Source organism: Bradyrhizobium sp., from assembly GCF_035652035.1.
Taxonomy (GTDB): Bacteria; Pseudomonadota; Alphaproteobacteria; order Rhizobiales; family Xanthobacteraceae; genus Bradyrhizobium.
The window spans coordinates 25,079-34,858 of sequence record NZ_DASREO010000043.1 but is presented as its reverse complement, the minus strand read 5'-3'; the positions used below and the strand labels follow the sequence as shown (position 1 = coordinate 34,858).

The window sequence follows — 9,780 nt, the reverse complement described above, 5'->3', positions numbered from 1 at the left end:
CTGGCAGCAATGGCGGCGCAGGGCCGCGATATCAAGCTCGCCGCCAGCCGTGTCGAGGGTTACCGCAACTTCGCGACCAAGCTTTGGAATGCTTGCCGCTTCGCCGAGATGAACGCTTGCGCGACGCTTTCGGATTTCGATCCCGCCAAAACGAAGCAGACGTTGAATCGCTGGATCGCGCATGAAACCTCGCGCGCCACGCGTGAGGTGTCAGAGGCGATCGAAGCCTATCGTTTCAATGATGCTGCCGGCGCGATCTATCGTTTCGTCTGGAATGTCTATTGCGACTGGTATCTCGAGCTCGCCAAGCCCGTGCTGATGGGCGAGGAGGGCGAGGCCAAGTCGGAAACGCGCGCGACGGTCGCATGGACGCGCGACGAAATCCTCAAGCTGCTGCATCCCTTCATGCCGTTTATTACTGAAGAGCTATGGGCGGTGACGGCGAAGCGCGATGGCCTCCTGGCTTTGGCGGCTTGGCCGCGCAAGGCAGAACTGTCGCCGGAGCAGGCCGCGATGATGGCGGCGGCATCGAGCACCATCGAACCGCTGCCGGCTTTGGTTTTAACGCTGGCCGACACGGCCGAGTTCACCGATCAGGCCGCGGAAGCTGAAATCGGCTGGGTGGTCGATCTTGTCACCGCGATTCGTTCGGTGCGAGCTGAAATGAACATCCCGCCGGCGACGCTGACGGCGCTGGTGTTGTCGGGGGCATCCACCGAGACCAGGGAGCGGGCGCCGCGCTGGAGCGACGTCATCAAACGCATGTCGCGGCTTTCCGATATTTCTTTTGCCGACAAAGCACCCGAGGGCTCGGTGCAGCTATTGGTCCGCGGCGAGGTCGCCTCGCTGCCGCTGAAAGGCGTGATCGACCTGTCGGCGGAGCAGGCGCGGCTCGACAAGGAAATGGCCAAGGCCGATGCCGACATCAAGCGGGTCGATGCCAAGCTCGCGAACGAGAAGTTCGTCGCCAACGCGCCCGAGGACGTCGTCGAAGAGGAAAAAGAGAAGCGTGAGGCCGCTACCGCCCGAAAGGCCAAGATCCTCGAAGCGCTGGAGCGGTTGAAGAGCGCTGCGTCGTAGCGCCGAGAGCTGCCGATGAGAGTTTTCCTGGCGGGTGCGACGGGTGTGATCGGGCGGCGGCTGGCGCTCCTTTTGCGCGATGCTGGGTTGGAGGTGACCGGCACCACGCGGGCTGCGGCGAAAGCATCCTGGCTGCAAGCGGTCGGCATCACGCCCGCTGTCGTTGATGTCTTTGACGCCGATGCACTGGAGCGAGCAGCAGCCGCGGCAAGGCCCGACGTGGTCATTCATCAACTCACGGACTTGCCGAGCGCGCCGGGCACGCCAGGCTATGCAGCCGGGCAGGAGGCCAACCGGCGCCTTCGTATCGAGGGGACCCGCAATCTGGTGCGGGCGGCAAAGATGGCCGGCGCAAGTCGCGGCATCGCGCAAAGCATCGCCTTTGTTTACGGGCCGGCTGCGGGGATGCGCGATGAAGGCGATCCTCTCGACCTCACGGCCGCGCCGCCACGCCGGCTGACGGTGGAGGGCATCGTCGCACTCGAGCGTGAGGTGTTGCACACGCCCGGCATTGCCGGCGTGGTGCTTCGCTACGGCTATCTTTATGGGCGAGGGACCTGGTACGACGCCCCGCCAAAGCCGCCATCGGTCCATGTTGATGCGGCGGCTCATGCCGCGCTGCTTGCGGTCAGTAAGGGAAACGGTGTTTACAACGTCGCCGAGGATGATGGCGTGGTATCGTCAGCCAAGGCCGAGCGCGAATTGGGATTTGACCCGACGTTCCGGCTCCCCATGCGCCTTGCTCAGGAAGTAGAAGGTTCGACCTGAACAGACCCTTCCTTCGTGCGGATCCCGTACATCGACAGCGCCAGCAACATATAGGCTCCCGAAGTCCAGAGTGCCTGCCAGTTCTGAATTCCCTCGATGAAGACGACATAGATCGCGCTGAAAGCGAAGATCGCGGCAAACACGGTCTCGGCAATTTGGCGTCCGCCGGCCCGTGGACGGTTGAGCCATGACAGTGCAGCCAACGGCACCGCCGCCATCGTCACCGCCGCAAACGGCAGATCCTGCCAGCGCGGATCGAACACCGAGCCGAGAGCCGTTCCCGTGATGATGACGGCGATCACCGTCACGGCAATGCCGAGCACGAACGCGGGAAACGACTGGGTGCGGCTTTCGGACGTTCCCAACAGTTCTACCATTGCCGGTAGAGGGCGGCCCGACATCAAGGCGTCGGCGCAAAGGATCGGGGCCGCGGTCGAGGCCGCAAGCAGCGAACCCCATCTGAGCCAGCCTCCCCAGCCGTAACTTTCGTACATCATCTTGTCGATTGCGATCCCCAGCACGCTGCCGGCGACGGTCGCCGAAACGCCGACCGCGAGCCATAGCAAGAGATCAGGTTTCCACGGCCTGCGCCGCTGACTGAACCAGGCCGCCGCGAAAACGGCGATCGCCAAAACAATCCCGCTTCCCATCAGCGGCTTCCAATGCGGATAGTTGCTGACGGGGACGCCGGGCGGAAATTTCATCGTGCGATGATCCGCCAGAAACAGTCCCCAGTAACCGCCGACGGTGCCTTCCCAATATCGCTTCCAGGACGCATCAAAAGCTTCGATCAGGTTGACGCGGAAATGGTCGCGTTTGGCAGCCTCCAGAATTTCGGAGATCACGCGGGCCTGGTTGATGCGCGACGGCAGCGCGCCTTCGCGCATGCGCCCCATGCTCGGCCAGCCGGTTTCTCCGATCAGCACTTCCTTGCCCGGGAAGGCGGCGGCCACCTGTTCGTGTATCGCTGCGACCTGTGCGGCCGCATGTTCGGCCCGGGTCGGAATGTTGTCCCAATAGGGCAGGACGTGGATCGTTACAAAATCCACCGCGTCCTGGATGTCCCTATAGCGCAGCCAGTATTCCCACGTATCGGCATAGGTCACGGGCACTTTGACGCGCGCCTTGACCGACAGCAGCAGCGTATGCAGATCGGACGGCGTCATGTCTCCGTGCAGCAGGACTTCGTTGCCGACAATGATCGCCGTCACCGTGTCGGGATATTTCTGCGAAAGCGCCACGGCGGTGTCGACCAGCTTCTCATTCTTGATGCGGTTGTTGCTGATCCAGATTCCGAGGAGGACCTTCAGCCCGACCTGCGAGGCGATTTCAGGCACCTTGTCCAGGCCGTTGTCGACGGAATAGGTGCGGATGCAGCCCGATATGTCGGTGACGTGAACTAGATCCTCGCGGATCTGTTCGGCGCTCACTTCCACGTTTGGATCGAGCGGCGTTTGGCCATCGCGGAACGGCGCATAGGAAATGCATTCGAGCTTGGCGTCCGCATCAATCGGGGCACGCGTCAGCATGACCGGCTTGGCCAGCCACCACCAAACCGAGGCAATGATCATCAAGGAGGTGAGGAGAAGCGCCAGCGGCGCGCGAGCGGAAATTGGTTCTATCCTCCGCAAAGCTTGTCGATTATGGTCCGGCCGTCCGCTGTCAGATGTCGGGTCGAATGCAACACCCGATCGTGATAGCAAATCGTTATCACCAATAAAGGCCGCCCCGTTCAACAACAAGTGACGTGATGCGATTCAACGGATTCTCCCGGCGCCACTTTGCCAAAATTGCCGCCTGGTCGGCCCTCGCAATTTCAAGCAAATCCGCTGAAGGCGTCGCAAATGCGGCCGTCCAAAATCCCAAGGGCTCGCTTGCTGCCTTTCCGAGGGGCTTTTTGTGGGGGACGGCAACCTCAGCCTATCAAATCGAGGGTGCCATCGACGAAGACGGCCGGGGCATCTCGATCTGGGACCGTTTCGTCCACCTCAACGGCAAGATCATCGACCAAAGCACGGCCGACGTCGCCAACGACCACTATCACCGCTACAAGGAGGACGTTCAGCTCATTAAGGCGCTCGGTGCCAAAGCCTATCGTTTTTCGATCGCCTGGCCCCGCGTCTTTCCGGAAGGGGCGGGGACACCGAATCCGAAGGGCCTCGATTTCTACCACCGGCTCGTGGACGAATTGTTGGCTAATGGTATCGAGCCCTTCGCCACCCTCTATCATTGGGATCTGCCGCAGGCCCTCCAGGACCGTTACGGCGGCTGGCGGTCACGCGAAACATCGAAGGCGTTTGCGGACTACGCCGGATATGTTGCGGAGCGCATCAGCGATCGCGTGAAGTCGATCTTCACCATCAATGAATGCGGCAGACTTGTTCAGGCCGGCTTCGGCATGGGGATCGACGCGCCGGGCCTCAATCTGCCGCAGAAGGAAATCAATCAGGTGCGTCACCACGTGGCGCTGGGCCATGGCCTCGCGGTGCAGGCGGTGCGCGCGCATGCGCGAAGAGGGACCAGGGTTGGACCGGCCGAGAATATCGAGGTTTGCATTCCCGCGATCGAGACACCGGCCAACGTTCGCGCCGCGGAGATCGCCACGCGTGAACTCAATGCCGGTTATCTGACGGCGATCCTGGAGGGCAAATACACCGACGCGTTTCTCGCCTATGCCGGCGCCAATGCGCCGACTTATGAGCCCGAAGACCTCAAGGCGATTGGGTCGCCGATCGATTTCGTTGGCCTCAACGTGTATCAGCCCAATCAGTACGTCACCGCCGGTGAGAACGGCCATCCCTTTACCTTGCTGCCATTCCCGGCGACGTATCCCCGTATGGATTCGAGCTGGCTCAGGATCGGGCCCGAGGCGATCTACTGGGCGCCGCGCCACGTTGCGAAGCTCTGGAATGTGAAATCGATCTATATCACCGAGAACGGGACGTCAGCGGCGGACAAGCCAACCGAGGACGGCAAGGTCTACGATATCGATCGCATCATGTTCTTGCGCAACTATCTCGGCCAACTCCACCGCGCGACCTTGGAGGGGGTGCCGGTGAAGGGATATTTCCTGTGGAGCCTGATGGACAATTTCGAGTGGTCAGACGGCTACGAAAAGCGCTTCGGACTGTACCATGTCGACTTCAAGACCCAGCGCCGCACGCCAAAGCTCTCGGCCTCGTTCTATCGCGAGGTCATCAAGCAAAATGCGGTGATGTAGTCCGCACCTATTCGGTGAACGGCTTCGAGAGGAATTTCGATCCCCTCAAGCCATATCGCCAGGGCAGCTCGACCGCCTTGGTAATTCCGATCCGTATGCCCGCGACGACGTCGGCCTTGGCGGGGCGTGCGTAGAGTGCAAACGGCGGCCCGTCCAGCGCCAGTCCGTTTTGGGTATGCGTGATGCCGAGCGCTTCCGTCAGCTTGCCTGGACCTGAGCACAGCGACCGCTCGTCGTGGGTGCCGCGGCGGCGGCGCATCGCCGCTGTTCCGTGAGTCGGTTCCAGCGCCCGGATCAGGATCGCGCTCGCCGAGCCTGCTTTCTCGCAGACGAAGTTCACGCACCAGTGGATGCCGTAGGAACGGTAGACATAGGCAAAGCCGGCGGGACCGAACATTACCGCATTGCGCGTCGTCGGCCCGTTGTAGGAATGTGCCGCCGGCTCGGTGTGGTGGTAGGCCTCGACCTCGACAATGATCCCGCCGACGCCGCCGACCAGCAGCGTCGCGCCAATCAGGTCTGGCGCGACCTCAAGTACGCTGCGGTCAAAGAAGGCTTTCCGGAGCAATTTGCCGGGTTTTGGGTCGGTCGGCGCGGTTTTCTGGAGCATGGCTGGGTATAAGGCGCTAGCCCGGCCAAAGCGAGCGGTTGCGGTTCTTACTCCGCCGGATTAGCTAGATCATTGAGGAAAACCACGGATTCTCAATGGTCGTGATCGTCGATACCGTCTCCGCCACGCCGGTGCGCCCGCGCCACCCCGAAAAGGCGAACCGGCCGGACGCGCTCTCGCCGCCGAAGCCGGACTGGATCCGCGTTCGCGCGCCGACCACGCGCGGCTATGCCGACACCCGCAACATCGTCAAGGAAAACGGCCTCGTCACCGTCTGTGAGGAAGCCGGTTGCCCGAACATCGGCGAGTGCTGGGACAAGAAGCACGCGACCTTCATGATCATGGGCGACACCTGCACCCGCGCGTGCGCCTTCTGTAACGTCAAGACCGGCATGCCGGGTGCGCTCGACGCGGCCGAGCCGGACCATGTGGCGGAGGCCACTTTCAAGCTCGGGCTGAAACACGTGGTGGTCACGTCGGTGGACCGCGACGATCTCGCCGACGGCGGCGCCGAGCACTTTGCGCAAGTTATTCGGGCCATCCGCGCGCGCTGCCCGGAGACCACGATCGAAATCCTCACGCCTGACTTCCTGCGCAAGGGCGGTGCGCTGGAGGTTGTGGTCGCGGCGAAGCCCGACGTGTTCAACCACAATCTCGAAACGGTGCCGTCGCGATATCTCAATGTGCGCCCCGGCGCGCGCTACTTCCATTCGATCCGCTTGCTGCAACGGGCGAAGGAACTCGATCCGACCCTCTTCACCAAGTCCGGCATCATGGTTGGGCTCGGCGAAGAGCGCCACGAGGTCTTGCAGGTGATGGACGACCTTCGTTCGGCGGATGTGGACTTCATCACCATCGGGCAATATCTGCAGCCGACGCGAAAGCATCATGCGGTCATGCATTATGTGACCCCGGACGAGTTCGCAGGCTACGAGAAGGTCGCCTACACCAAGGGCTTTCTGATGGTATCGGCGAGCCCGCTGACCCGTTCGTCGCATCATGCCGGCGAAGATTTCGCGAGGTTGCAGGCGGCGCGCGCGGGCATTGCCCGCTAAAACCATGCCGAGTTTCTCCAACAAGCGGCGGGTGCAGCACAAGGCATCCGAGATGTTTGACCTCGTCGCCGATGTCGAGCGCTATCCCGAATTCGTGCCGCTCTGCCACTCTTTGAAGGTGCGCCAGCGGACGCCGAAGCCCGACGGCACCGAGGTCGTCGTGGCCGACATGACCGTGTCGTTCAAGTTGGTGAAGGAAAATTTCACCAGCGAGGTGACGCTCGATCGTGCCAATCTGAAGATCACCGTGCGCTATCTGCGCGGGCCGTTCTCCAACATGGAAAACCGGTGGGCGTTTGAGCCGAAGGGCGACAACGCCTGCGACGTCGGTTTCTTCATTTCCTACGAGTTCAAGAGCCGCATGCTCGCGCTGCTGATGGGCTCGATGTTCGATGCCGCGTTCGCGCGCTTTTCCGCTGCCTTCGAGAAGCGCGCGAATATCGTGTACGGGAAGGGGGCTGCGTAGCAGTCGTCATTCCGGGGCGAGGCGCCAGCATCGAGCCAGGAATCCATTTCTCCGCACATTCGATCGACTCCATGGATTCCGGACCTGCGCCCGACGCCGCATTCCGGAATGACGAGTGTGGATAGACCTCTGATCAGCCTGTCAACCAGCAAAAAACTTAAAACCTGCATTCCTGCAGCGCGACTGGCGTCGGTCGTTGCGTGGACGAAGGCCGTAAAGGTGATTTGCCCGTCGGCGCAAGAGAACAATCCTTATCAAAACGTGACGCAGATCACGGCTTCATTCCGGGACAGGCCGTAAGATGATCGAGGTGCTGGCTAATCCGTCTGAACCCACGCGCCTCGATTTGCGACCAAAAGGCAAAGGACCTGAAGGAAAAATGTGCATTTTGGGAACTGGGTTGCGCATTTTGAGAAGTGGCGATGCGGCGCTTCTGATCTCTATCCGCTTGTCCGGCTTCTCCGATCGAATTGCCCGAACAGCCTTGCCTTGATAACAATGGGATGCCGGGAGAGAGTTATGGCGCGGTCCCTGCTATTTATTTTGTCCGGATTTCTGTTCCTGGTTTTCGCGGATGCCGCACACGCAGACAAGCGCGTCGCGCTGGTCGTCGGCATCTCCGGTTACAAGCAGGTTCCGCGCCTCGTTAATCCCGCCAACGACGCCGAAGCAATGAGTGCGCTTTTCAAGCGGGCCGGTTTCGATGTCGTCGACGACCGGCGCGATCTCGGGATTGTCGAGCTGCGGCGCGTGGTTCGGGAATTCTCCGAGAAATCGAAAGATGCCGACATTGCGGTGGTTTACTATGCGGGCCACGGCATTGAAGTCGAGGGATCGAACTACCTCATTCCCGCGGACGCAAAACTCGCGAGCGATTTCGACGTCGAGGACGAAGCCGTATCGCTCGATCGCGTGCTGCGCGCGCTTGATTCGGTCAAGCGCCTGCGGCTCGTCATTCTGGATGCCTGCCGCGACAATCCCTTCACCAAGACCATGAAGAGAACCATGGCGAGCCGTTCGATCGGCCGGGGATTGGCCAGAGTCGAGCCGACGTCATCCAATACCTTGATCGCGTTTGCGACCAAGGCAGGCTCAGTCGCGGACGATGGCGCCGGCAAAAACAGCGAGTACGCGTCAGCCCTTGTCAAATACATCGCCGAGCCCGGGGTGGATGTGCGCGTGGCCTTCGGCCGGGTTCGCGACGAGGTCTTGAAAAGGACATCCAACCGCCAGGAGCCGTTTGTCTACGGCTCGCTCGGTGGCGATCAGCTCGCTCTGGTGCCGCAACCGGAAAAGCTGCCGCAGGCCGATCTCGACGCAAGGGTCGACTACGAGTTCGCCGCGCAACTCGGAACGAAGGAAGTGTGGGGATCCTTCCTCGCAAACCACCCGAACGGCTTCTATGCGGATCTCGCACGCGCCCAGCTCAACAGGTTGGCGGCTGCCGAGCAATCTCAGGCCATGGCTGACAAGGCGCGGCGCGACGCCGAGGCGCAGGCGGCGCAGAAAGCCGAGAAGCTGCAGAAGCGCATCGATGATCCGGCAGCGGGGCAGGCGGCCGAAGCGAAGCAGCAGCTTGCCGAACAGTCGAAGGAGCTGGAAGAAGCAAAGCAGCAGGCGCAGCTCGCACAGCAGCGCGCGGAAGCTGCGCGGCGGGAGGTCGAGCAAACCAAGCGTCAAGCGGTGGAAGAGGCCCAGCGTCAGGTCGATGACGCCAAAGGCGCGGACAAGGACAGTGCCGGGAAGGTCGCGGCGCTCGCACCTGGCGCAACGGACCAGCCGGCGGCGCCACCGTCCTCTCCGCAAATCGGCAAGGCCGATATCGCGCGACTGCTGCAGGCTCACTTGAAACGCGTTGGCTGCAACGCGGGAAAGATTGACGGCGACTGGGACGAGGGTTCCCAGCGGTCGCTCGAGCTCTTCAACAAGAACGCCAAAACCAAATTCGACGTCAAGGTTGCGAGCCTTGAAGCGCTGGATGCGGTTCGCAACGCTCATGATCGCGTATGCCCCTTGATCTGCGCGCGAGGTGAGCGCGCGGCTGGCGATCGTTGCGTCGAGATCGATTGCGACAGCGGCTACTTCCTGAATTCCAGGGGTTCGTGCGAGCGGCGCCACGAGCCTGTTTCACGGCTGCGGTCGGTGACGAAGCGATATGCGCGTAGCCCTGCCTCTGTCCCGGGTGCTTATGCTCCAGCAGTGCAGTCCGCGCCATCAGGCTTGTCGCCGGGATGCGCGCTCGACAGCGGCGGCCATCGGGGGACCGGCGGCTTCCGCTGCCGAGATTGATTGCTGGAGCCGCCGGTTCGATTGCGTTTGCCGCGGCGCGCGGCACTGGCCGGTTTCTGATGAACCTGTCAAACAGCAAAACTCCACATTCCCGCGGCGCGATCGGCGTCCGGGTTGTCGCTTTCGTTCGCGTCCTCCCAAGGGAGGGCGCAGGGAATGCCGGGTGATCAGGCTCACCCGCAGCCTCGCTTGCGAATGAAAAAAGCACACGAGTTAGTCACCACAGGTTGGCCGAACAATCCGGCATTCCCTGCGCGATGGTTTTACGGCTTCCTCCGCGCTCTCCCCGGGG

General features: G+C 61.9%; 9 protein-coding genes. 7 read left to right on the top strand and 2 right to left on the bottom strand.

Features of this window, described 5'->3' with window-relative positions:
- On the top strand, positions 1-1,080 hold a 1,080-nt coding region (locus VFB05_RS13385; protein ID WP_325013095.1), incomplete at its 5' end, for a class I tRNA ligase family protein.
- Positions 1,081-1,095: 15 nt separating this feature from the next.
- Complete coding sequence (locus VFB05_RS13380) at positions 1,096-1,848, top strand: NAD(P)-dependent oxidoreductase (protein ID WP_325013093.1); 753 nt, start codon at positions 1,096-1,098, stop codon at positions 1,846-1,848.
- On the opposite strand, the gene VFB05_RS13375 is transcribed toward VFB05_RS13380, so the two are convergent.
- On the bottom strand, positions 1,824-3,377 hold the full coding sequence (locus VFB05_RS13375) for a beta-(1-6) glucans synthase (protein WP_325013092.1): 1,554 nt from the start codon (positions 3,375-3,377) through the stop codon (positions 1,824-1,826). The genes VFB05_RS13380 and VFB05_RS13375 overlap by 25 nt on opposite strands.
- Before the next feature lie 221 nt (positions 3,378-3,598).
- On the opposite strand from VFB05_RS13375, the gene VFB05_RS13370 reads away from it, so the two are divergent.
- The gene (locus tag VFB05_RS13370) at positions 3,599-5,068 is read left to right on the top strand and encodes a GH1 family beta-glucosidase (protein WP_325013090.1); all 1,470 of its coding nucleotides are present in this window, start codon (positions 3,599-3,601) and stop codon (positions 5,066-5,068) included.
- 7 nt (positions 5,069-5,075) lie between these two features.
- Here the strand turns inward: VFB05_RS13370 and VFB05_RS13365 are convergent, their stop codons facing one another.
- Entirely contained in the window at positions 5,076-5,678 is a 603-nt protein-coding gene (locus VFB05_RS13365; RefSeq protein ID WP_325013088.1) for a DNA-3-methyladenine glycosylase, read from the bottom strand.
- 95 nt (positions 5,679-5,773) lie between these two features.
- On the opposite strand from VFB05_RS13365, the gene lipA reads away from it, so the two are divergent.
- The 4 genes from lipA (at position 5,774) to VFB05_RS13345 (ending at position 9,488) form a co-directional block, all read left to right on the top strand.
- On the top strand, positions 5,774-6,733 hold the full coding sequence (gene lipA / locus VFB05_RS13360) for a lipoyl synthase (protein ID WP_325013086.1): 960 nt from the start codon (positions 5,774-5,776) through the stop codon (positions 6,731-6,733).
- 4 nt (positions 6,734-6,737) lie between these two features.
- Complete coding sequence (locus tag VFB05_RS13355) at positions 6,738-7,199, top strand: type II toxin-antitoxin system RatA family toxin (protein ID WP_325013084.1); 462 nt, start codon at positions 6,738-6,740, stop codon at positions 7,197-7,199.
- A 301-nt stretch (positions 7,200-7,500) separates the two neighbouring features.
- On the top strand, positions 7,501-7,692 hold the full coding sequence (locus VFB05_RS13350; protein ID WP_325013082.1) for a hypothetical protein: 192 nt from the start codon (positions 7,501-7,503) through the stop codon (positions 7,690-7,692).
- A gap of 26 nt (positions 7,693-7,718) precedes the next feature.
- Positions 7,719-9,488, top strand: coding sequence for a caspase family protein (locus tag VFB05_RS13345; protein ID WP_325013080.1), 1,770 nt, complete (start codon positions 7,719-7,721; stop codon positions 9,486-9,488).
- The last annotated feature ends 292 nt before the right edge of the window (positions 9,489-9,780 follow it).

What these genes read in the sequence shown, in the direction of transcription:
- VFB05_RS13355 (WP_325013084.1), top strand. Translation starts at nt 6,738, where the DNA reads ATGCCGAGTTTCTCCAACAAGCGGCGGGTGCAGCACAAGGCATCCGAG.
- VFB05_RS13375 (WP_325013092.1), bottom strand. Translation starts at nt 3,377, where the DNA reads ATGCTGACGCGTGCCCCGATTGATGCGGACGCCAAGCTCGAATGCATT.
- VFB05_RS13345 (WP_325013080.1), top strand. Translation starts at nt 7,719, where the DNA reads ATGGCGCGGTCCCTGCTATTTATTTTGTCCGGATTTCTGTTCCTGGTT.
- VFB05_RS13350 (WP_325013082.1), top strand. Translation starts at nt 7,501, where the DNA reads ATGATCGAGGTGCTGGCTAATCCGTCTGAACCCACGCGCCTCGATTTG.
- lipA (WP_325013086.1), top strand. Translation starts at nt 5,774, where the DNA reads ATGGTCGTGATCGTCGATACCGTCTCCGCCACGCCGGTGCGCCCGCGC.
- VFB05_RS13365 (WP_325013088.1), bottom strand. Translation starts at nt 5,678, where the DNA reads ATGCTCCAGAAAACCGCGCCGACCGACCCAAAACCCGGCAAATTGCTC.
- VFB05_RS13370 (WP_325013090.1), top strand. Translation starts at nt 3,599, where the DNA reads ATGCGATTCAACGGATTCTCCCGGCGCCACTTTGCCAAAATTGCCGCC.
- VFB05_RS13380 (WP_325013093.1), top strand. Translation starts at nt 1,096, where the DNA reads ATGAGAGTTTTCCTGGCGGGTGCGACGGGTGTGATCGGGCGGCGGCTG.